Annotated in this window: 21 protein-coding genes; 13 read left to right on the plus strand and 8 right to left on the minus strand. The window is 60.5% G+C overall.

Annotation, left to right across the window (positions count from 1 at the left end; all coding sequences use genetic code 11):
* Positions 1 to 31 precede the first annotated feature (31 nt).
* Positions 32 to 526, plus strand: a complete 495-nt coding sequence (locus OUY36_RS10780; protein ID WP_267938035.1) for a TonB-dependent receptor — start codon at positions 32 to 34, stop codon at positions 524 to 526.
* 57 nt (positions 527 to 583) lie between these two features.
* Here the strand turns inward: OUY36_RS10780 and OUY36_RS10785 are convergent, their stop codons facing one another.
* Both OUY36_RS10785 and OUY36_RS10790 read right to left on the minus strand, forming a co-directional pair.
* Entirely contained in the window at positions 584 to 1009 is a 426-nt protein-coding gene (locus tag OUY36_RS10785; protein ID WP_063543030.1) for an organic hydroperoxide resistance protein, read from the minus strand.
* A 136-nt stretch (positions 1010 to 1145) separates the two neighbouring features.
* On the minus strand, positions 1146 to 1595 hold the full coding sequence (locus OUY36_RS10790; RefSeq protein WP_267938037.1) for a MarR family winged helix-turn-helix transcriptional regulator: 450 nt from the start codon (positions 1593 to 1595) through the stop codon (positions 1146 to 1148).
* Positions 1596 to 2357: 762 nt separating this feature from the next.
* On the opposite strand from OUY36_RS10790, the gene OUY36_RS10795 reads away from it, so the two are divergent.
* From OUY36_RS10795 to OUY36_RS10845, 11 genes are all read left to right on the plus strand, one after another.
* Positions 2358 to 2483 carry a hypothetical protein gene (locus OUY36_RS10795; RefSeq protein WP_267908132.1) on the plus strand — a complete coding sequence of 42 codons (126 nt, stop codon included), beginning with the start codon at positions 2358 to 2360 and terminating at the stop codon, positions 2481 to 2483.
* Positions 2484 to 2492: 9 nt separating this feature from the next.
* Positions 2493 to 3344: a cytochrome c gene (locus OUY36_RS10800; protein WP_267938039.1), complete on the plus strand. Its 852-nt coding sequence runs from the start codon at positions 2493 to 2495 to the stop codon at positions 3342 to 3344.
* A gap of 55 nt (positions 3345 to 3399) precedes the next feature.
* Positions 3400 to 4761 (plus strand): cbb3-type cytochrome c oxidase subunit I, encoded by a 1362-nt coding sequence (locus tag OUY36_RS10805; protein ID WP_253750273.1) that lies wholly within the window; start codon positions 3400 to 3402, stop codon positions 4759 to 4761.
* Positions 4758 to 5573, plus strand: coding sequence for a CbbQ/NirQ/NorQ/GpvN family protein (locus OUY36_RS10810; RefSeq protein WP_102841139.1), 816 nt, complete (start codon positions 4758 to 4760; stop codon positions 5571 to 5573). The genes OUY36_RS10805 and OUY36_RS10810 overlap by 4 nt, the downstream gene beginning before the upstream one ends.
* 3 nt (positions 5574 to 5576) lie before the next feature.
* Positions 5577 to 7595 carry a nitric oxide reductase activation protein NorD gene (locus OUY36_RS10815; RefSeq protein WP_267938045.1) on the plus strand — a complete coding sequence of 673 codons (2019 nt, stop codon included), beginning with the start codon at positions 5577 to 5579 and terminating at the stop codon, positions 7593 to 7595.
* Positions 7596 to 7774: 179 nt separating this feature from the next.
* A complete protein-coding gene (gene tig, locus OUY36_RS10820; RefSeq protein ID WP_110777080.1) occupies positions 7775 to 9085 on the plus strand; it encodes a trigger factor in 1311 nt (436 codons plus the stop codon).
* Between the two features lie 89 nt (positions 9086 to 9174).
* Positions 9175 to 9813 carry an ATP-dependent Clp endopeptidase proteolytic subunit ClpP gene (clpP, locus tag OUY36_RS10825; RefSeq protein WP_110777079.1) on the plus strand — a complete coding sequence of 213 codons (639 nt, stop codon included), beginning with the start codon at positions 9175 to 9177 and terminating at the stop codon, positions 9811 to 9813.
* A 98-nt stretch (positions 9814 to 9911) separates the two neighbouring features.
* Entirely contained in the window at positions 9912 to 11192 is a 1281-nt protein-coding gene (gene clpX, locus OUY36_RS10830) for an ATP-dependent Clp protease ATP-binding subunit ClpX (protein ID WP_063543014.1), read from the plus strand.
* 131 nt (positions 11193 to 11323) lie between these two features.
* Positions 11324 to 13720, plus strand: a complete 2397-nt coding sequence (gene lon / locus OUY36_RS10835; protein WP_133457129.1) for an endopeptidase La — start codon at positions 11324 to 11326, stop codon at positions 13718 to 13720.
* A gap of 130 nt (positions 13721 to 13850) precedes the next feature.
* The gene (gene hupB / locus OUY36_RS10840) at positions 13851 to 14123 is read left to right on the plus strand and encodes a nucleoid-associated protein HU-beta (RefSeq protein WP_003282502.1); all 273 of its coding nucleotides are present in this window, start codon (positions 13851 to 13853) and stop codon (positions 14121 to 14123) included.
* 202 nt (positions 14124 to 14325) lie between these two features.
* Positions 14326 to 16182 carry a SurA N-terminal domain-containing protein gene (locus tag OUY36_RS10845; RefSeq protein WP_267938049.1) on the plus strand — a complete coding sequence of 619 codons (1857 nt, stop codon included), beginning with the start codon at positions 14326 to 14328 and terminating at the stop codon, positions 16180 to 16182.
* Positions 16183 to 16239: 57 nt separating this feature from the next.
* Here the strand turns inward: OUY36_RS10845 and OUY36_RS10850 are convergent, their stop codons facing one another.
* The 6 genes from OUY36_RS10850 to pqqA all read right to left on the minus strand — a co-directional run bounded on the left by OUY36_RS10850 (position 16240) and on the right by pqqA (position 20298).
* The gene (locus tag OUY36_RS10850) at positions 16240 to 16965 is read right to left on the minus strand and encodes a phosphoserine aminotransferase (protein ID WP_267938051.1); all 726 of its coding nucleotides are present in this window, start codon (positions 16963 to 16965) and stop codon (positions 16240 to 16242) included.
* A 112-nt stretch (positions 16966 to 17077) separates the two neighbouring features.
* Positions 17078 to 18178, minus strand: a complete 1101-nt coding sequence (gene serC, locus OUY36_RS10855; protein ID WP_267938052.1) for a 3-phosphoserine/phosphohydroxythreonine transaminase — start codon at positions 18176 to 18178, stop codon at positions 17078 to 17080.
* On the minus strand, positions 18159 to 18662 hold the full coding sequence (locus OUY36_RS10860) for a urate hydroxylase PuuD (protein ID WP_063543006.1): 504 nt from the start codon (positions 18660 to 18662) through the stop codon (positions 18159 to 18161). The genes serC and OUY36_RS10860 overlap by 20 nt, the downstream gene beginning before the upstream one ends.
* 85 nt (positions 18663 to 18747) lie before the next feature.
* Positions 18748 to 19893, minus strand: coding sequence for a pyrroloquinoline quinone biosynthesis protein PqqE (pqqE, locus tag OUY36_RS10865; protein WP_267938053.1), 1146 nt, complete (start codon positions 19891 to 19893; stop codon positions 18748 to 18750).
* Positions 19862 to 20152, minus strand: a complete 291-nt coding sequence (gene pqqD, locus OUY36_RS10870; protein ID WP_063543667.1) for a pyrroloquinoline quinone biosynthesis peptide chaperone PqqD — start codon at positions 20150 to 20152, stop codon at positions 19862 to 19864. The genes pqqE and pqqD overlap by 32 nt, the downstream gene beginning before the upstream one ends.
* A gap of 56 nt (positions 20153 to 20208) precedes the next feature.
* On the minus strand, positions 20209 to 20298 hold the full coding sequence (gene pqqA / locus OUY36_RS10875; protein WP_194291615.1) for a pyrroloquinoline quinone precursor peptide PqqA: 90 nt from the start codon (positions 20296 to 20298) through the stop codon (positions 20209 to 20211).
* A 396-nt stretch (positions 20299 to 20694) separates the two neighbouring features.
* On the opposite strand from pqqA, the gene exaC reads away from it, so the two are divergent.
* Complete coding sequence (gene exaC / locus OUY36_RS10880; protein WP_063543002.1) at positions 20695 to 22215, plus strand: acetaldehyde dehydrogenase ExaC; 1521 nt, start codon at positions 20695 to 20697, stop codon at positions 22213 to 22215.
* The last annotated feature ends 19 nt before the right edge of the window (positions 22216 to 22234 follow it).

Below are 22234 nucleotides of genomic sequence, written 5' to 3' on the forward strand. Positions count from 1 at the left end.
CGTTGGCTTGTAGCAAGCGATCGCTCCTCCTGTGCCGCCGGTAACGATCCCTGCCTCGACGCAGAAAAGGCCCGTACCAACGAACTGGGTTTCGAGTTCCGCTGCGGCGGGGCGGAGCTATCACCACAACGACGTCGAGCTCGACGGCGACGAGCTCAATGTCTATGAGCACAACGGTCTCGGTACGACGGTCGGCGATACCTGGACCGGTTTTGCCGACTATCGCGCCAGTGATGCTTTGTCCTTCGGTTGGCAAGGACGCTTCGTCAGCGGCGTCGATTCGCTGCGTACCGGTGTGGGCACGCTGGACAAGCCTGGCTATGGTGTGCACGACCTCTACGCCCAATGGTCAGCGCTGAGCAATGATCGGCTGGTGGTGAGCCTGACGCTGAAGAATATCTTCGACAAGCAGTACCTGGATCACGCTAGTAACGAGGATTTCGAACACATCCCCGGGTACGAAGGCGTGCGTGGTAGCTACGAGCCGGGCCGCGAGCTGCGCCTCGGTGTAGCACTGCGGATCTGAAGGCCGCCTGCTGAGCCCGGAGGTACCATGCCTCCGGGCTTGCCTGGGACCGTGGCGTCAGACCAGCGACAAGCTAACCTGGATATTTCCGCGGGTTGCGTTGGAGTAGGGGCATACCTGATGGGCGGCTTCGACCAGCCGCTGGGCCAGTTCTCGGTCCAGTCCCGGCAGGCTGACCTGCAGCGCGACTTCCAGGCCGAAACCACCCGGAATCTGGCCGATCCCGACGTTGGCGGTGATGGACGTTTCTGCCGGAAGCGCCTGCTGCTGTTGGCCAGCGACGAATTTCAAGGCACCGATGAAGCAGGCCGAGTAGCCTGCCGCAAAGAGCTGCTCCGGGTTGGTCGCGTTACCGCCCTGACCGCCAAGCTCCCTTGGTGTGGCCAGCCTGACGTCAAGGTTGCCGTCCGTCGATATGGCGCGACCGTCGCGTCCGCCGGTGGCGGTAACGGTGGCGGTATACAGGGCTTGGATGGTCTGCATGGTACTCTCCTCACGTTATACGCAAAATAATTGCGCGCTAAATAATGTCGGGGAAAGCTAGCCGGCAATTTCTTTGTGCGCAAGATAATATTTCGTTTCGAACCCGGGCTATCGTTGCGAGACGAGCCGCAATGGCTCAGAGCAGCTTCAGCAGAGCGCTACGCAAGGCAACTACCTGGTCCTTCAGCGTTGCAACGGCTTCGGTAGACTGACCGCTGGCACCGAGGATGCTCGCGGGAATGCACTCGGCTTGTTCCTGCAGCGCGCGTCCTTTATCGGTGAGACGCAGCTCGACAACACGCTCGTCGTCGCTACGGCGAGTGCGGGTGATCAATCCTTCCGTTTCCAGCCGCTTGAGCAAGGGTGTCAGTGATCCCGGGTCCGTCATCAGGCGGGAGCTGGCATCGCCGACGGTGATGCCATCGGCTTCCCACAGCACGAGCATCGCCAGGTATTGCGGGTAGGTCAGGCCGATGCGCTGGAGCATCGGCTTGTAGACCTTGGTCATCAGCAGCGAGGTCGAATGCAGGGCGAAGCAGAGCTGGTTGTCCAGTTGCAAGGCCGGGCATGAAGGGGGCTTGGTCATGGGAAGTGTGATCGGATGCGGTGGCCGCTACGTTAGCGTTCCTGAGCGCGTGGAGCAACGCATCCGCCGCTGGCTGGGCGCCTTGCAACGATCCTTATTGTGCACTGTTCATTCTTTCCCGTACCGGATATTCCTCACCGGCCATTACATGCGACTCATGGACGAGCCCCCGTTTTGCGCACTGCCATAACCATCTGTCGGCCAGTTGAATATATAAGTTCGAAGGGCGTAATTAATCCCGCGGTTTGCGCCGGAGTTGCTCGATTTGATCAGCGTCAATTTCATCAAGCAGAGCGGATTAATACTGCATCAATGATTTTTGATATTCGGATCATTAAATCTGATATGTGCAGCCTGGGCGTGCATCGGACTGCTGGCGGACAGGTCTTGGCCGTCTAGAATGGACCTTGCAGCTGTTCGGTATTCGAGCATGAGTCGAATGAAGGCGAGCCTCTTGGAATATGGGTTATTAAGCCCGCGACTCATGTGTAAACGGCCGAATAGAAGTAACTTCGAGTTTCGCCGGCAAGCGGCCTGCAATAACGATGAAGTAATCATCAGACAGCAGTGCTTCGTCAAATCAGTCTTTAACCGGGCAATCGCGGGTAGCGGAGCGATAAAAGTTCATCCCCTTCTCGGAGCGGCGCAGAGGCATAGGCGCCGCGCGGTGCTGAACTCATTGGCCCGGAGAGGCTTGAGCGCTGTTGTACCGAACTCTGACAGCCCGACGGTGGGTAGCGATTGCCGTCAAAGGAGAACCGCATGCAAGCCAAAAAGCTCTACGGTCCGGTGAAATTGTTGAGCTTCGTCGTGCTGCTTCTGATGCTCGGCGCAATGCTTTACGCGCTCTCGATGACCCTCATTCACTGGACCGGCATCAATGTCTGAGGGGGTGAAATGAACAACCGCCAAGCCAGGCTTTTCGCGGTAGCCGCAACCGGAGTGGCCGCGCTCGTATTCCTCGGACTGACTGTCGACAGTCATCGGCAGTTTCCCGAGCTGACCAACGCTGAGAACATCACGGCGCAGGTCAGTCACGGCATGGATGTATGGCACAAGTACAACTGCATCAACTGCCACACCTTGTTCGGCGAAGGGGCGTACTACGCACCGGACCTGACCAAGATCACCCAGCATCGCGGCGAGCCATATCTGAAAGCGTACATGCGCGATCCGTCCAAGTTCTACGACGAGCAGGTCCACCGCCGCCTGATGCCTAAGCAGGACCTGGCGGAGAGCGAAATCGATGACCTGATCGTATTCCTCGATTGGGTCAGCAAGGTCGACAACCAAGGTTGGCCGCCGCGACCGATCCTGATCACCGGCAGTTTCGTTCCGGGCGCCGATACGCTGAAGACTGGTGGCACGCAACGTAGCGACTTGCCTCCTGGGGCGCGGCCAGTGGACGCAGAGGACGACGAGCGCGCACTGGGAGAGCAGGTGTTCCGCGCAGCGGTACCGGCTTGCAACGCCTGCCACTCCACCGCGCCGGGTGCCGACATGGCAGGGCCGACCTTATCCGGCATCGCGACTCGCGCCGCGCAAGTGATCGCTTCGCCCGACTACCAGGGGCAGGCTCAGGACGCACGCGGCTACATCCGCGAATCGATCGTCGCCCCCAGCGCGCACATCGTTGCAGGCGCGATGTACTCGGCTGACGGCACCTCGTTCATGCCGACCGGCTACAGCGAGAGCCTTACGGACGAACAGATCGATCAGCTGACAGCCTATCTCGAAACGCTCAAGTGACACGCGCACGGCACAGGCCCGGCCTGTTCCATGCTCGCTGCAAGGGGAAACTAAGATGCGCTATCAGTCCCAATCGGTCGCTTACTGGTATTTCGCCGTGGCGATGGTCCTGTTCGGCCTTCAGCTGGTTTTCGGCCTGTTGTCTGCGACCAAGTACATCGGACCGGACCCATTGCTGTACATCCTGCCATTCGACGTGACCAAGGTTATCCATACCAACCTGCTGATCGTCTGGGTGCTGACCGGATTCATGGGCGCGACCTATTGGATGATTCCTGAGGAGTCGCGTACCGAGTTGCATAGCACCAGGCTAGCCTATGTGCAGCTAGTGCTGTGGACGCTGATGGGTGTCACCGCGATCATCGGCTACCTGTTCCGCTACGGGACGGGCAACAAGCTGCTGGAGCAACCGCTGCCGCACAAGATCGTGATCGTCATCTGTATGCTGATCTTTCTCTACAACGTCGGCATGACGATCCGTAAATCCGGGCGCTTCACGACCACCGAAGCGGTGCTGATGATCGGCTTCGTCAGTGCCGCGCTGTTGTATCTGCCTGCATTGCTGCACTACGAGAACTACACCGTTTCGATCTTCTATCGCTGGTGGACCATCCACCTATGGGTCGAGGGTGTCTGGATGATGATCATGGGTGGCTTTCTGGCGTACCTGCTTATCCGCTTGTCCGGCGCGGACCGAGAGGTCATGGAGAAATGGCTGTACGTGATCGTCGGCCTGGTGTTTCTTGCCGGCATCCTCGGTACGGCGCATCACTACTATTGGGTCGGTGTGCCCACTTACTGGCTGCCCATTGGCGGATTCTTCAGCGCGCTCGAGCCGCTCGCGCTGGTTGGCATGGCCGCCTACGCCTATGGTGCGATGCGCCGCTCAGGCCTGGCGCATCCGAATACGCTGGCGCTGCACTGGACGATCGGCAGCGCGGTGTTTGCGCTGTTCGGCGCCGGGCTGCTCGGCTTGGCTCATACCTGGCCCAGCGTTAACAAATGGACCCACGGCACGCTGATCACCGCGATGCATGGTCACGCCGCCTTCTATGGGGCCTACGCCATGATTGTGCTGGCGATGATCACTTACGCTTTGCCATCGATGACCGCCGGCCGAAGGGAGCAGGGCAGCACGCTGGGCTACTGGGCGTTCTGGCTGCAGATCACCGGCATGTTCGGCATGACGTTGTCATTTGCCACGGCAGGTATCGCTCAGGTCTACCTCGAACGGATCATGGGCATGGGCTACCTGGATGCGCAGCTGAAGATCCAGATTCACTTCGTCATGCTGATCGCTACCGCCTCGCTGTTTACCGTGGGCGTTGCCTTGTTCATCTATGACTTTTTCCGCCATGCGCCGCGCTTCAGCACGGACGGGGCCGATTCGGCCTTGGCAGAGGCGCGCGCGACATGACGTTGCCAGAGCGCGCTCCACTGTCCCAGGCCTGTGCGGGCGAACCGTTCTATTTACCCGGTGGCAACGAAGTCGCGGTGTTCGAGCGCTGCCACGCGCGTGGTCTGGCCGTCATGCTCAAAGGTCCGACCGGTTGCGGCAAAACGCGTTTCGTCGAACACATGGCCTGGAAGTTGGAGCGGCCATTGATCACCGTAGCGTGCCACGATGACTTGTCCGCCAGCGACCTGATCGGCCGCTTCCTGATCCGCCATGACGGCACCGTGTGGCAGGACGGCCCGCTCACCCGAGCGGTACGCGAGGGAGCCATTTGCTATCTGGACGAGGTCGTCGAGGCGCGGCAGGACACCGTAGTGGTTCTGCACGCGCTGACCGATCACCGGCGACTGCTGCCCATCGACAAGACCGGTGAGTTACTGGTCGCCTCACCGGGTTTTCAGCTGGTGATTTCCTACAACCCGGGCTATCAGCGGATGCTCAAGGACCTTAAGCCCAGCACGCGCCAGCGCTTCGTGGCAATGAATCTCGATTTTCCGGGCGAAGAACAGGAAGCGAGGATCGTACAGCGGGAGAGCGGGGCGGACGCACCCACCTCAAGGGCGCTGGTCGCGCTGGCGCATCGGCTGCGAGCCTTGCGCGACCGAGGCCTTACCGAGGTGCCCAGCACTCGTCTGCTGATCGCCGCGGGTGCGCTGTGTGCCGATGGCATACCGGTACGTGAGGCCTGTCTGGCGGCGATCGTGGCACCTCTGTCGGACGACGAAGCGCTGGCCGAGGCGATGCAGGACCTGGTCTCTGGAATGTTCGTCTAGGACATGGCCGAAGCAGAGGAAGTCCTGACCGATGCGGCACGTCACGCCACCGTGTTCGTCCAACGTTTGTGGCGGCGCTTCGGTCCAGACTCGCCGGAGCCGAAAAGTGTTCCGCTCAGCGAGGTGGCCGAGCGGTTGGAGCTGCTGCTGGCGGCAGTAACCGGACATAGCTATCGGCTACGCATCGCCCAACCGCCGCCACGCCCCACATTGCTGGCGGAGATGTTCGGCCAAAGCCCTCGACCGCACCGCCTGGCGGCGGTGCCGGCGACCGACGGTGCGAGCATCTGGTTGCCACGGGCGGTGCATGTTCCAGACCGTACGCTGGCAACGTCGCTATACAAGGTCATGGCCCTGCAGCAAGCGATGCGGATCCGTCGGGGTAGCGCCCTGATCGACTGGCGCAGCCTCACACCCATGACCGGTGCGCTTTATCGATTGCTCGAAGCTCATGCGGCCGAGCAGGAGCTATTGCGGGAAATGCCGGGGCTGGCGGAGGCGGTGCGAACGCTACGAGCCCACGCGTTGGCATTCCGCCCGCCGTTGAGTGCATTTGGGGCGGCGCGTCGGCCACTGGAGATTCGCGTGCGAGAATGGCTCGGCGGCGAGCTCGATGAGTTGCCGCTTCCTTCATCAGCCGAAGATTCTTGCGGCTGGGCCACACGCCTGCTGGATCGCTGGCAACTGCAGCCAGCCGCAGGCGGCCGGATCGGCCTCGACCCGCTGTTCGCCGACTACTGGTCGGGCGCCTTGCTTGCGCCGACGACGGATCATCGCGCCGCTGGTTGTGCGGAGGCCGACCAGGAGCCAGCGCTGTCTCCGCCGCGCAGCGTACGGATGTGGCGGCGACCCGATGTCCGTCAGGCGCAGCCGGACGAGGACGAGTCGCCGCAGAGCGGACCACTGATGATCCAGCTCGATGAGCCGCATCCCCATGCGGAAGATCCGCTGGGCTTGCAGCGCCCGATCGATCGGGACGACGCAGGCGATACCGAGCTGTTCGGCGAAATGGTTGGCGACTTGCCCCAGGCGCGCTTGGTCGCTTCTTCCGGACAGCCGAAGGAGGTACTGCTCAGTGACGAGCCACCGGACGGCTCGCCAGCGTCCGCAATTGCCGGCAACGCTTCGCAGGCTGGCATCCTTTATCCGGAGTGGGATTACCGGATAGGTCGTTATCGGGACCAGGGCGCGTTCGTGCAGGTGCATGCCGCGCTGCCAGGCAGTTCTGCCTGGGTACGAGACACGCTCGAATCCCATCGCGGCATGCTCGACGGGATTCGTCGCCGTTTCGAGATGCTGCGCTCGCATCGCGCCTGGGTGCGCGGGCGCGTCGACGGTGAAGAGCTGGATCTGGACGCCTATGTCGCTGCCGTGGCGAACCTGCGAGCCGGAGCGGGTCTGGACGACCGCCTGTACCGAAGTCAGCGGTCGATACAGCGTGATCTGGCGATCATGTTGCTGATCGATGTGAGTGGCTCGACCGATAGCTGGATATCGCAGGGGCGGCGCGTTATCGATGTCGAGCGGGAGGCACTGTTGCTGGTAGGCATCGCGTTGCAAAGCCTGGGGGCGCCGTATGCGATACAGGCATTTTCCGGGCAGGGGCGGACCGCGGTCGTAGTGCGCAACATCAAATCGTTCGACGAGGCTTTCGGGCAGGACATCGCATTACGCATCGCCGCCCTGGAGCCGGAACACTACACGCGTTGTGGTGCGGCCATACGTCATGCCAGTGCCTCACTTATGCGTCAGCCCGCTACACGTCGATTGTTGCTGGTGCTGTCCGACGGCAAGCCAAGCGACAGCGACGACTACGAAGGTCGTCACGGTGTCGAGGATTCCCGCCAGGCCGTGCTTGAGGCGGTGCTGCAGGGGATATCGCCGTTTTGTCTCACTGTCGATCGGCAGGCCGGAGCCTACCTGCCGCGGATGTTCGGCACGAGCCGCTATGCGCTGCTTCCCCGGCCTGGTCTCTTGCCAACGGTGCTGCTCGACTGGATGAAACGCCTGGTGCAGAGCTAGCCGCTGCGGCAGTCGTAAGGTTCAGCCATATGGCGAAGCGAACGGCGGCGACCTGGCAACCGTACCGGTCATTCGGCGGCCATGAAGGGCAGGGTGACTTATGCCAACCGAGCCACTAGAATGCTTGCCCATTCTGGGGCCGGAACGCCCGGCTTATGTCTGTGCAACGAGGAAAATCCATGCAAGTTTCTGTTGAAAGCACCTCCGCTCTTGAGCGCCGCATGACCATCGGCGTGCCGGTCGAGCGCATCGAGACCGAAGTCAACAAGCGTCTGCAACAGACCGCCAGCCGTGCCAAGATTCCTGGTTTCCGTCCCGGCAAGGTGCCGATGAGCGTGATTCGCCAGCGCTATGAAGAGGCCGCTCGTCAGGAAGCACTGGGCGACCTGATCCAGTCGACTTTCTACGAAGCCATCGTTGCCGAGAAACTGAATCCGGCCGGCGCTCCGTCCGTCGAACCGAAAGTGTTCGAGAAGGGCAAGGACCTCGAGTACGTCGCCACCTTCGAAGTATTCCCCGAATTCGAGGTGGCTGGTTTCGAGGCCATCGAGATCGAGCGCCTGCAGGCTGAAGTGACCGACGCCGACGTCGATAACATGCTGGAAATCCTGCGCAAGCAGAACACTCGCTTCGAGAATGTCGAGCGTGCCGCCGAGAACGGTGACCAGCTGACCATCGACTTCGTCGGCAAGATCGACGGCGAAGCCTTCGCCGGCGGCTCGGCCAAGGGCACTCAGCTGGTGCTGGGCTCAGGTCGCATGATCCCGGGCTTCGAAGACGCCCTGGTGGGTGCCAAGGCCGGTGAAGAGCGCGTGATCAACCCGACCTTCCCTGAGGATTATCAGAACCTCGACCTGGCCGGCAAGACTGCTGAGTTCACCGTCACGGTGAACAACGTTGCTGCTCCGCAGCTGCCGGAACTCAATGATGAGTTCTTCGCCCAGTTCGGCGTTCAGGAAGGCGGTGTGGAAGGTTTCCGCGCCGAGGTGAAGAAGAACATGGAGCGCGAACTGCGTCAGGCCATCAAGACCAAGGTGAAGAATCAGGTCATGGAAGGTCTGGTCGCTGGCAACCCGATCGAGGTGCCGAAGGCGCTGATCGACAACGAGGTGAACCGTCTGCGTACCCAGGCTGTTCAGCAGTTCGGCGGCAACATCAAGCCTGACCAGCTGCCGGCCGAGCTGTTCCAGGAGCAGGCCAAGCGCCGCGTCGTGCTGGGTCTGATCGTCGCTGAGGTGGTCAAGCAGAAAGAGCTCAAGCCCGACGAAGCACGCGTTCGCGAGCTGATCGAGGAGATGGCGTCTGCTTACCAGGAGCCGGAGCAGGTGGTGGCCTGGTACTACAAGAATGCCGATCAGTTGAACGAAGTTCGCTCGGTTGTGCTCGAAGAGCAAGTTGTAGATACTGTTCTGCAGCAAGCCAAGGTGACCGACAAATCGGTCTCCTACGAAGAAGCTGTCAAGCCTGCGGAAGCTCCGCAAGCCGCCTGATTTCTTCATCTTTCCGAGTGCACCAACATAAGCCAGCCTCGTGCTGGCTTATGTCTTTTGAGGCATGACATAGGGAGTATCGTTGGAACATGTCCCGCAATCCTTTTATGCAAGCTCCGGACATTCAGGCCGCCGGTGGCCTGGTCCCGATGGTGATCGAGCAGTCCGCACGCGGTGAGCGCGCTTACGACATCTATTCCCGCCTCCTGAAGGAGCGGGTGATCTTCATGGTCGGCCAGGTCGAAGACTACATGGCCAATCTGATCGTTGCGCAAATGCTCTTTCTCGAGGCGGAAAACCCTGAGAAGGACATCCATCTTTACATCAACTCCCCGGGCGGTTCGGTCACTGCCGGTATGTCGATCTACGACACCATGCAGTTCATCAAGCCGAACGTGTCGACGATCTGCATCGGCCAGGCCTGTTCCATGGGAGCCTTGCTGTTGGCCGGCGGTACGGCTGGCAAGCGTTACTGTCTGCCGCACTCGCGCATGATGATTCACCAGCCGCTGGGCGGTTTCCAGGGGCAGGCGTCGGATATCGAGATTCATGCCCGTGAAATCCTCACGATCCGCGAGCGCCTTAACAAGGTCCTGGCACACCACACCGGTCAGCCGATGGATGTGATTGCCCGAGATACCGACCGCGACAACTTCATGAGCGGCGAAGAAGCCGTCAAGTACGGCTTGATCGATCAGGTACTGACTCAGCGCCAGTTGGCACTTTGATCGCTCGCAGCCTGCGATATGCGGCCACCCCGTGGGCTTGAAAAAGCCCACGATTGCCTTCATCTTGTGTTTCAAGCCTTCCCGATTGGATCGACCGAATGACTGACACCCGCAACGGCGAGGACTCCGGCAAACTGCTCTATTGCTCTTTCTGCGGCAAAAGCCAGCATGAAGTACGCAAGTTGATCGCCGGGCCCTCCGTTTTCATCTGCGACGAGTGCGTCGACCTGTGCAATGACATCATCCGTGAGGAGGTGCAGGAAGCGCAGGCTGAGAGCAACGCGCATAAACTGCCCGCGCCCAAGGAGATCAGCGCCATTCTCGACCAGTACGTCATTGGTCAGGAGCGTGCGAAGAAGATCCTGGCGGTGGCCGTTTACAACCATTACAAGCGGCTGAACCAGCGCGACAAGAAAGAAGAAGTCGAGCTGGGCAAGAGCAACATCCTGTTGATCGGTCCGACCGGTTCGGGCAAGACACTGCTTGCTGAGACATTGGCGCGCCTGCTGAATGTTCCGTTCACTATCGCTGATGCGACGACCCTCACCGAAGCCGGTTACGTGGGCGAGGATGTCGAGAACATCATTCAGAAGCTGCTGCAAAAATGCGACTACGACGTAGAAAAGGCCCAGATGGGTATCGTCTACATTGACGAGATCGACAAGATCTCGCGCAAGTCCGACAACCCTTCGATCACCCGCGACGTTTCCGGTGAAGGTGTCCAGCAAGCGCTGCTGAAACTGATCGAGGGTACGGTTGCGTCCGTGCCGCCGCAGGGTGGTCGCAAGCACCCGCAGCAGGAGTTTCTGCAGGTCGACACCCGCAACATCCTGTTCATTTGTGGCGGGGCTTTCGCCGGCCTGGAAAAGGTGATTCAAGGGCGCTCGACTCAGGGCGGTATTGGCTTCAATGCCGAGGTTCGCAGCAAGGATCCGGGTAAGAAGATTGGCGAATCGCTGCGGGCGGTAGAGCCGGATGATCTGGTCAAGTTCGGCCTGATCCCGGAATTCGTGGGTCGTCTGCCGGTAATCGCTACACTCGACGAGCTCGACGAGGCGGCGCTGATCCAGATTCTTACCGAGCCCAAGAATGCGCTGACCAAGCAGTACGCCAAACTGTTCGAGCTTGAAGGCGTTGATCTGGAGTTTCGTGCCGACGCACTGAAGGCCGTGGCCCATCGCGCGCTGGAGCGCAAGACTGGCGCGCGCGGTTTGCGTTCGATTCTGGAAGGCGTGTTGCTGGATACCATGTACGAGATTCCTTCGCAGAAGGATGTCAGCAAGGTAGTGATCGACGAAAGCGTGATCGAAGGTACCTCCCAGCCGCTGTTGATTTACGAGAATACGGAGCCACCAGCCAAGGCTGCGCCTGAGGCGTGATCGAACAAAGGGGCCTGCGGGCCCCTTTGTGTTTGCTCGCTGCCTTGTTTTTTGCGGGGCGCGCCCTCATCTTTGGTTGAAGGGCATTGCCCGTCCGTTTACCGCCGTATGGCCGTCGTAGAGCTGAATTTATGAAGACAACCATCGAATTGCCCCTTTTGCCGCTGCGAGACGTGGTGGTCTATCCGCACATGGTGATCCCGCTATTCGTTGGCCGTGAGAAATCCATCGAAGCCCTCGAGTCCGCCATGTCCGGCGACAAGCAGATCCTGCTGGTTGCGCAGAAGAATCCGGCGGACGACGATCCGGCCGAGGACGCGTTGTATCGCGTTGGTACGGTCGCCACCGTATTGCAACTGCTGAAGCTGCCGGACGGGACCGTCAAGGTGCTGGTCGAGGGGGAGCAGCGCGGCGCCATCGAGCGCTTCGCCGACGTGGACAATCATTGCCGCGCGGAGGTCTCGCTGATCGAAGAGGCCGAAGTCGAGGCCCGCGAATCCGAGGTCTTCACCCGTAGCCTGCTCAGTCAGTTCGAGCAATACGTCCAGCTTGGCAAGAAGGTTCCGGCAGAAGTTCTGTCCTCACTGAGCAGCATCGACGAGCCTGCCCGCCTGGTGGATACCATGGCGGCGCACATGGCGCTGAAGATCGAACAGAAGCAGCAAATTCTCGAGATTACCGACCTGCCGGCGCGGGTCGAGCATGTGCTGGCGCTGCTGGATGCGGAAATTGATCTGCTGCAGGTGGAGAAGCGCATTCGAGGTCGCGTCAAGAAGCAGATGGAGCGCAGCCAGCGTGAGTACTACCTGAACGAGCAAATGAAGGCCATTCAGAAAGAACTCGGTGACATCGATGAGGGCCATAACGAAGTCGATGATCTGAAGAAGCGCATCGAGAACGCTGGCCTTAGCAAGGACGCCTATACCAAGGCCCTGGCCGAACTCAACAAGCTCAAGCAGATGTCGCCGATGTCTGCAGAGGCGACGGTGGTTCGTACCTATATCGACTGGCTGGTGAATGTGCCGTGGAAGGCCGCGAGCAAGGTGCGGCTGGATCTTGCCAAGGCTGAGGAAGTGCTCGACGCCGATCATTATGGCTTGGAAGAGGTCAAGGACCGCATCCTCGAATATCTCGCCGTGCAGAAGCGCGTCAAGAAATTAAAGGGGCCTGTGCTCTGCCTGGTTGGTCCTCCCGGGGTTGGTAAGACCTCCCTGGCTGAGTCGATCGCGCGTTCGACCAATCGCAAGTTCGTGCGCATGGCATTGGGCGGCGTGCGGGACGAAGCGGAAATCCGTGGTCACCGTCGTACTTACATCGGTTCCATGCCTGGGCGCCTGATCCAGAAGATGACCAAGGTTGGCGTACGTAACCCGCTGTTCCTGCTCGACGAAATCGACAAGATGGGCAGCGACATGCGAGGTGATCCAGCGTCGGCACTGCTGGAAGTGCTCGATCCCGAGCAGAACCACAATTTCAACGATCACTATCTGGAGGTCGACTATGACCTTTCGGACGTGATGTTCCTCTGCACCGCTAACTCGATGAACATACCAGCACCGTTGCTCGATCGCATGGAAGTCATCCGCCTGCCGGGCTATACCGAGGACGAGAAGGTCAACATCGCCACACGTTATCTGGCACCCAAACAGATCGAGGCCAATGGTCTGAAGAAGGGTGAGCTGGAGTTCCAGGAAGGCGCTATCAGGGACATCATCCGCTACTACACCCGCGAGGCCGGTGTCCGCAGTCTTGAGCGCCAGCTGGCCAAGGTGTGCCGCAAGGTGGTTAAGGAGCATGCGGCCGAGAAACGCTTCCATGTGGTTGTGGACGCCGATTCTCTCGAGCATTTCCTGGGTGTGCGCAAGTTCCGCTACGGTCTGGCTGAGCAGCAGGATCAGATCGGCCAGGTAACAGGCCTGGCCTGGACGCAAGTTGGCGGCGAGCTCCTGACGATCGAGGCCGCCGTGGTTCCGGGCAAGGGGCGGTTGACCAAGACAGGCTCGCTCGGCGAAGTGATGGGCGAGTCGATCACAGCTGCGTTGACGGTCGTTCGCAGTCGCTCGGCCAGTCTGGGTATCGCAGCAGATTTCCACGAGAAGCAGGATATCCACATTCACGTCCCGGAAGGTGCAACTCCCAAGGATGGCCCCAGTGCCGGTATTGGTATGTGCACAGCGCTCGTATCGGCTCTTACGCAAATCCCGGTGCGCGCAGATGTCGCAATGACCGGTGAGATTACATTGCGTGGACAGGTACTCGCCATTGGTGGGCTCAAGGAGAAACTTCTCGCGGCACATCGCGGCGGGATCAAGACAGTCATCATCCCGGAAGAGAATCAGCGTGATCTGAAAGAGATTCCTGAAAATATTAAGCAGGACCTGCAGATTAAACCGGTTAAGTGGATTGACGAGGTCCTGCAAATTGCGCTGCAATACGCGCCGGAGCCCTTGTCCGATGCGGCTCCCGAGATTGTTGCAAAGGATGACAAGCGCGAGCCTGATTCCAAGGAGCGAATCAGCACGCATTAGTCTGGATGGCCACGTTGACACATTTCAGGTGCCCTTGTTTAATCGGCCTCTTGTGTCATTGCCGTCTAGCACCGCTTTGCTTACACCCGAAAATTAAAGATACGACTCAACAGAAATAAGGGGACTTAGAGTGAACAAGTCGGAACTGATCGATGCCATCGCTGCATCTGCTGATATCCCAAAAGCTGTTGCTGGCCGCGCGCTGGATGCAGTGATCGAATCCGTCACCGGCGCCCTGAAGGCAGGTGACTCCGTGGTACTGGTTGGTTTCGGTACTTTCGCTGTCAAGGAGCGCGCTGCTCGCACTGGTCGCAATCCGCAGACCGGCAAGCCGATCAACATCGCCGCTGCCAAGATCCCTGGCTTCAAGGCTGGCAAAGCTCTGAAAGACGCCGTCAACTAAGCGTTTTTCACCCAGCCAGTCAGCGTGCGCTGCTCTGGCTTGGGGCGGTTGAAGGGCAGGTAAGGCCTGCCCGATCCGGCTTGGGGGAATAAGCCCAACCGCTCCATAAGCTCCGAGAAGGCGCATCCCTGGATGCGCCTTTCTTTTATCCGGTTTCCACCCGCGTTGCGCACCCATCGCGCCGCAGACTCCTGGGGGTCGCATGCTTCAGAACATCAGGGACAATTCTCAAGGCTGGATAGCCAAGACCATCATCGGCATCATCGTGGTGCTGCTGGCGCTCACTGGTTTCGACGCCATCTTCAATGCCGCGAGCAACAGCCAGACTGCGGCCGAGGTCAATGGCGAAGAAATCTCCCGCTACGACCTCGACCAGGCGATGAATATGCAGCGGCGGCAGCTGGCTCAGCAGCTGGGCAGCGACTTCGACCCCTCCATGCTCGACGAGCGCCTGCTGCGCAACGCAGCGCTCGGCTCGTTGATTGACCGGATGCTGCTCTTGCAGAGCGCGAAGAGCGCCGACTTCGCTTTTTCCCGTGAGGCGCTCGACCAATTGATCCTGCAGACGCCCGAGTTTCAGGTGGACGGGGTCTTCAACGCTGCGCGTTTCGACCAAGTCCTGCAGCAAATGGGTTATTCCCGTGTTCAGTTCCGTCAGCTTCTCGAGCAGGAAATGCTCATCGGTCAGCTGCGTGCCGGCATCTCCGGCACCGGTTTCGTAACCGATCAACAGGTCGAGAACTTCGCGCGGTTGGAGATGCAGACGCGGGATTTCGACACGCTCACCATCCCGGCTCGCAGTGACACGATAGAGGTCAGCGGCGAGCAGATCAGCGAGTACTACGAGGCCAACGCCGATCGGTTCCGCACCCCCGAGCAGGTCATCGTCGAATACGTCGAGCTGAAGAAGGAGTCGTTCTTCGATCAGGTCGAGGTGTCTGATGAGGAGCTGCAGGCGCTCTACCAGAAGCAGATCGCCAACCTGGCGGAGCAGCGCCGCGCCGCGCATATCCTCATCGAAACCGGTGCAGAGTCGGGCGATGACGAGGCCAAGGCCAAGATCGACGAGATTGCTGCGCGTGTGAAGGGTGGGGAAGATTTCGCCGCCGTCGCCAAGGAGGTTTCTCAGGATCCAGGCTCCGCCAACGAAGGTGGCGATCTGGGCTTCGCCGGGCCTGGCGTATACGACCCAGCGTTCGAAGAAGCGCTTTACGCGCTGAAAGAAGGGGAAGTGTCGGCGCCGGTCCGGTCCGAATTCGGCTGGCACATTATCAAGCTGCTCGGTGTTCAGTCGCCGGAAGTGCCTTCCCTCGAGAGCATGCGGCCCGAGCTGGTTCGCGAGCTCAAGGCGCAGCAGGTCGAACAACGTTTCGTCGAAGTCAGCAAGCAACTGGAAGACTCTGCGTTCGAAGCATCCGATCTTGCTCAGCCTGCGCAGGAACTCGGTTTGATGGTGCAGACCACCGAGCCGTTCGGGCGTGACGGTGGACAAGGCATCGCTGCCAATCGCCAGGTTGTCCAGGCTGCATTCAGCGACGAAGTGCTGGTCGATGGGGCCAACAGTAGCGTCATCGAACTTGACCCTGACACATCCATCGCTCTGCGTGTGAAAAAGCATCTGCAGCCGGCAGCCATTCCGCTTGCCGATGTACGTGGCGATATCGTCGAGCAGCTGCAGCAGAGTCTGGCTGCCGAGCGCGCCCGCGAGAAGGGCGAGCGGCTGCTGGCCGATCTGCGCGATGGCAAGCAGACTGATGGCCAATGGCAGACGATCGAGGCGGCTGGCCGGAGCCAGGAGGGCGTTGCACCGGCACTGCTGCAGCAGGTGTTCCGCATGCCTCGCCCGGCAGAGCAGGGCAAACCGAGTTACGCAGGTGTCGCCTTGAGCAATGGCGACTATGCCGTGGTGCGGCTCAATGGCGTCAACGAGCCTGAAGCCTCGTTGTCCGACGAGGAGAAGCTGAATTTCCGGCGTTTCCTCGCCTCCCGGATGGGACAGCAGGATTTCGCTGCGTTCCGCCAGAAGCTACAGGCCCAAGCGGAAATCGAACGTTTCTGACAGCCTGAGCCGATACGACAACGCCCCGAACCATTCGGGGCGTTTTCTTTTCTGACCTCAACGCAGAAGGCGTCGCGCTACCCAGGGGCCCTGACGCAAAAGCGCAGCGTGAATCTGAACAAGACGGGCACCCGCCTGCAGGCGCGCCGCCAGGTGCTCTGCGGTCTGGATTCCACCAACCGACATCAGCGCTATGTCGTTGCCGCAGAATCGATGCAACTGTTCGATCTGTTCGCAGGCAAGCGCCTGTTGATGCTCGTTGCGCCAGGCGTCGTAGCGCTGTCGTGTGGCTGGCGGCCCCGGATCATGAGCCGCCAGTACGCCGTCATAGCTCAGCTCCAACAGCAAGCCCGTCAAAGAGAAGGGAATCTGTCCGGGCAGACAACGCAGTTTCACCACCAGTGGTACGTGGCGGCCGGCTGAATGATTCAGCACTTGCTGTTCCTCGCGCAGCGCAACGAGCAGCCCCCGCAGCCGTGCGGGTTGATGCAGCAGCGGTGCGCTTGCTGGGCCAATCAGATTGAGCATCAGGTAGTCGGCCTGCCGCCACGCATTCCGCAGCTGGCCACGGCATTCGGCCGATGAGTTTCTCGCATCCAGTGTCAGGTTGATCCCTAGTAGCGCAGGGCCTTGCGGAATGTCGCCGAGGTCATTGGTTTGCGCTGCCGTCAGGCTGCCGATCTCGGTGAAGCCGAAACCCAGGGTGGCGACGCGCCGTGCCAGACGTCCGTTTCGATCAAAACCGGCAGCGATCCCAAGAGGAGAGCGGAAGCTCAGTCCCATTGCCGCGACTGGCTGTGTGAGGTCGCCCCGGGTAACGCTGCAGGCAGCGCTGGTGATGCCTAGCGCAAGACGCTGCAGTGCCCTGCGGCCGAGCATTGCCCAGCGTATGTCGCTAGCCATGCTGCCGCTCGAATGCTGTCATGAACGAAACCAGCCGCCGGACCCCTGCCACTGGCATGGCGTTATAAAGGCTGGCCCGTACACCGCCGACGGCGGGATGTCCAGCCAGATTGGCGAGACCGTTCTGCGCTGCGTCCTGCAGGAAGGTTTCGACAAGCGCCGTATCAGCAAGCTGGAAACAGACGTTGATCGCCGAGCGATCCTGGCGACGCTGCAAGGATTTGAAGAGGCGGCTGCCATCTATGTATTCATACAGCAACCGGCTTCGGCTTCGTGCCGCTGCCGCCATCGCCTCAAGCCCGCCGTTACGCCTGATCCAGCGCAGCATCAAGCCGGTCACATAAAGGGCGAACGTCGGAGGTGTGTTCAGACGACTCCGATGCTCTGCCTGCATGGCGTAGCTGAAAACGCTGGGGAGCCCCTTGGACGGCACATGCAGCAGATCGTCGCGCACGATGACGACGCATAAGCCGGACACGCCCAGATTCTTTTGTGCGCTGGCATAGATCAGCCCGAAGCGTTCGACTGGAATCGGACGGGTCAGGAAATCGGAGCTCATATCGGCCACCAGTGGCACGGCTAAGCGGGGGAACTCCTGCATCTGCAGTCCGTTGCCGGTCTCGTTGCTGGTGATGTGGCAGTACCCGGCTCCAGGGTCGAGCCGCCATTGATCAAAAGCCGGGATGGCGGTAAAAGCCTGATCCGCACCGCTGGCGATGACGCTCACCTCGATGTGGCGACGGGCTTCACGGATGGCCTTGCCGGCCCAGTGCCCGCTCTCCACGTAGGCGGCGCGCTGCCCAGGTTGCAACAGGTTGAGCGGCAGCAGGCCGAACTGGGCACTGGCTCCGCCCTGCAGAAACAGTGCGTGATAACCGTTGGGAATCCGCAGCAGCCCGCGCAGATCATCCTCCACTTCTGCCATGAGTCGCTTGAAGAGCGACCCGGTAAAGGGCTGCTCGAGTATGGAAAAGCCGGTGTCGCCCCAGCTCGGCAGCTCCTCGCGGATCTGCGCCAACACCTCGGCCGGAAGCATCGCCGGCCCTGCGGCGAAGTTGTAGCGCTCGGGCCGCTCAGAAGAGATGCAGGCCATGGCCACCAGCCGCCATCAGGAACAGCAACGGGAAAGACAGGATGGTATTGCTGCGTGACGAGAGAAAGGTGATACGTGAGCAGCGCACGCGCTCCTCGAGCGTCGCCGGAACGAAGCCCAGCAGCTTCTTCTGATGCGGCCACAGCACCAGCCAGAGGTTGAGCAGCATCAACGTGCCGATCCAGGCGCCAAGACCGATCACGGCAAGCGGCCCTTGCAGCAGCAATGCATCGGCAAGCCAGCCGCGCTGCCAGAGCATGGCCATCCCGGACAGCCACACCACCACAGACGCATAGCGGAAAATGCCGTGCTCTCGCTTCATTCGCACTTCCAGATCGCGATTCAGCGTGGCGGTGTCGATGCCGTTCTGCAGCGGTACGAAGCGCGGGTTCTGGATGAAGTTGGCGTAGTTATGACCAATCCAGACCAGGGCGAACAGCAGGTGGGCATAGCGTGCCAGCACGTCGATGACAGGCAGTTGCATGGCTCAGCCCACCAGCCAGTAACGCAGCAGCAGGTAGCAACCGAGGGTCAGTGAAAGCCCGGCGCTTATGGTCCCGGCAAAGGAATCATGAGGCAGCGTCATAATCGACTCCCTGGCTGGCCTGTCGGGCGATCAGCGTGCCTTGCGGGCGCGCGGCGTCTTGCGCGAGGTCTACGGCCTGGCGAATCAGATGATGATGCGGGGATTTATTGCAGGCCGGATCGGTGTTGGCGCCGTTGCCGGTCAGCAGCAATGCCTGGCAGCGGCAGCCGCCAAAGTCCTTTTCCTTCTCGTCACAGCTGCGACAGGGTTCCGGCATCCAGGCGTCGCCACGGTAGAGGTTGAATACCGGTGAGTCGTGCCAGATCTGCTCCAGCCGCTGTTCGCGCACATTGGGGAAGGTCAGGTCCTTGAAGTTGCTGGCCTGAGAGCACGGCAGCACGTTGCCGTTGGGTGCGATGGTGACATGGATCGCGCCCCAGCCATTCATGCACGCTTTTGGACGTCCCTCGAAGTAGTCAGGGATGACGAAGAATATGGTCAGTTGATCGCCGTAGGATTCTCTTGCACTTCTTACCTGTGCTTCGGCGCGAAGCAGCTCCTCACGGGTCGGCATCAACGCGTCGCGGTTGAGCAGGGCCCAGTTGTAGTACTGGACGTTGGCTAACTCCAGGTATTCGATACCCAGATCGACGGCGAAGTCGATTATTTCCGGTACCTGGCCGATGTTCTGCCGGGTGATCGGTACGTTGAGGACCATGGGAAAGTCCATCGACTTGATCAGTCGCGCCATGCCGAGCTTGCGCTCCCAGGCATCGACGCCGGCCAGCTGACGCGCCACGTCACGGTCGGTGGACTGAAAACCGAGCTGGATGTGGCGCAGCCCGGCATCCTTCAGGGCGTGCAGGCGCGCCTCGGTCAGCCCTATCCCGGAGGTGATCAGGTTGGTGTAGTAGCCCATTCGGTCGGCCTCGGCGACCAGCGTCTCGAGGTCCTTGCGCAAGGTCGGTTCGCCGCCGGAGAAGCCGATCTGCATGGCACCCATGGCGCGCGCCTGGGCCATCACGTCGATCCATTCCGCCGTGCTCAGCTCGTCCTGGCGGTAGTCGGCGAAGTTGCGCGGGTTGCTGCAGAACACACACTGCAGCGGGCATTGATAGGTCAGCTCCAGTAGTAGCCAGACTGGGTTGCCGCTGCCGTCAAGCCTTAGCTCTGATCCAGCCTTTGGCATGGGACACCTCCAGGAAATTCAGGACGCCGTTGCGGATAGTGTCGATATCGGCTGCGTCGTAGGCCGTATGCAGCTGCTCGATCAGTTCGCTGACGCTGGTCTTGCCGTCGCAACGTTTAAGGATCTCCCCACCCGTTGCATTGAGCTTGACGATGCCTTCGGGATAGAGCAGCACATGGGCCTGCTGCGACTCCTCCCAGCGAAAGAGGAAAGGCGGGCGGATCGTGTAGCAGCTGGCCGACGATATGGTTGTTGTCATGTCGAGCTCCTCGCTCGACCGGCGCAATGGCTTGAGCCATCGCGCCGGTCGTGACTTCAGCGCACGTAGACGTACGCGGTGACTTCGAAGCCCAGGCGCAGGTCGCAGAAGTCCGGATTGATCCACTGCATGGCGTATCTCCTCATCGTTGTGGTCAGGAAAAGCGATGTCGCACCTCGAAGCTAAGGCGCTTTGGCGGGCCGGCTAATAAGACTTTGGCGTTGGTTTTGCGGCCTTTTGGTCGTGCTTTTCTTGCGTTGCAGGAGAATTTGCGCTTTAGCTCGACGCCCTTGTTCAGGGTCATTTTTAGGGTGCGATTCTGGGCCTACTCTGCTCGGCTTTTTTCTCACGTTCCGGCTTGCTCGAATCAATCGCAAACCGCCATCAGCTCTGCCTCTGCGCCTTGCCATCTACTACCAAATGAGGAGCCCTCCGCTGCCATGGGTGCATACCGGAGCGAAGACCCCGCTGCCTAAGATCGGTCCATGTCCTGTGCACCTTCCGGCACAGGCTCTGACAAGCAGAACAAAGAGAGGCCCATCATGATCTATGCCCAGCCCGGTACCCCTGGCGCCGTTGTTTCCTTCAAGCCGCGCTACGGCAATTACATTGGTGGTGAATTCGTGCCGCCGGTCAAAGGCGAATACTTCGTCAACACCTCGCCGGTCAATGGTGAAGTGATCGCCGAATTCCCGCGTTCGGGTGCCGAAGATATCGAGAGGGCTCTCGATGCTGCTCACGCCGCTGCCGATGCATGGGGACGCACCTCTGTCCAGGATCGCGCCAACATCCTGCTGAAGATCGCCGACCGCATCGAGGCGAATCTGGAAAAGCTCGCAGTCGCCGAAACCTGGGACAACGGCAAAGCCGTTCGTGAAACCCTGAACGCCGACGTACCGCTGGCTGCAGATCACTTCCGTTACTTCGCGGGCTGCATCCGCGCTCAGGAAGGCAGCGCTGCAGAGATCAACGACACCACCGCGGCCTACCATTTCCATGAGCCGCTGGGCGTGGTTGGTCAGATCATTCCGTGGAACTTCCCGCTGCTGATGGCAGCCTGGAAGCTGGCTCCGGCCCTGGCCGCCGGCAACTGCATCGTGCTCAAGCCGGCCGAGCAGACCCCGCTGTCGATCATGGTATTCATCGAAGTGGTCGGCGATCTGCTGCCACCGGGCGTGCTGAACATCGTTCAGGGCTTCGGCAAGGAGGCAGGCCAGGCGCTGGCTACCAGCACCCGCATCGCCAAGATCGCCTTCACCGGCTCGACCCCGGTTGGTTCGCACATCATGCGCTGCGCCGCCGAGAACATCATTCCGAGCACCGTGGAGCTGGGTGGCAAGAGCCCGAACATCTTCTTCGAAGACATCATGAATGCTGAGCCTGCATTCATCGAAAAGGCTGCCGAAGGCCTGGTGTTGGCCTTCTTCAACCAAGGTGAGGTCTGCACCTGCCCGTCGCGTGCACTGATTCAAGAATCGATCTTCGAGCCCTTCATGGAAGTGGTGATGAAGAAGATCAAGGCGATCAAGCGTGGCAACCCGCTGGATACCGACACCATGGTCGGCGCCCAGGCTTCCGAGCAACAGTTCGACAAGATCCTCTCCTACATGGAGATCGCTCAGCAGGAAGGCGCGCAGATCCTCACCGGCGGTGCTGCCGAGAAGCTCGAAGGTGGCCTGGCCTCCGGTTATTACGTGCAGCCGACCCTGATCAAGGGTCACAACAAGATGCGTGTGTTCCAGGAAGAGATCTTCGGGCCGGTGGTTGGCGTGGCGACCTTCAAGGACGAGGCCGAAGCCCTGGCAATCGCCAACGACACCGAGTTCGGCCTGGGTGCCGGCGTCTGGACCCGCGACATCAACCGCGCCTACCGCATGGGTCGTGGCATCAAGGCCGGTCGCGTCTGGACCAACTGCTATCACCTGTACCCGGCGCATGCCGCGTTCGGTGGCTACAAGAAGTCCGGCGTCGGCCGCGAAACCCACAAGATGATGCTCGACCACTACCAGCAGACCAAGAACCTGCTGGTCAGCTACGACATCAATCCGCTCGGATTCTTCTGATGAGGGCCCCGGCGCGTGT

The sequence above is a fragment of the Stutzerimonas sp. R40042 genome (assembly GCF_026642215.1).
In the GTDB taxonomy this organism is placed as follows: domain Bacteria; phylum Pseudomonadota; class Gammaproteobacteria; order Pseudomonadales; family Pseudomonadaceae; genus Stutzerimonas; species Stutzerimonas frequens.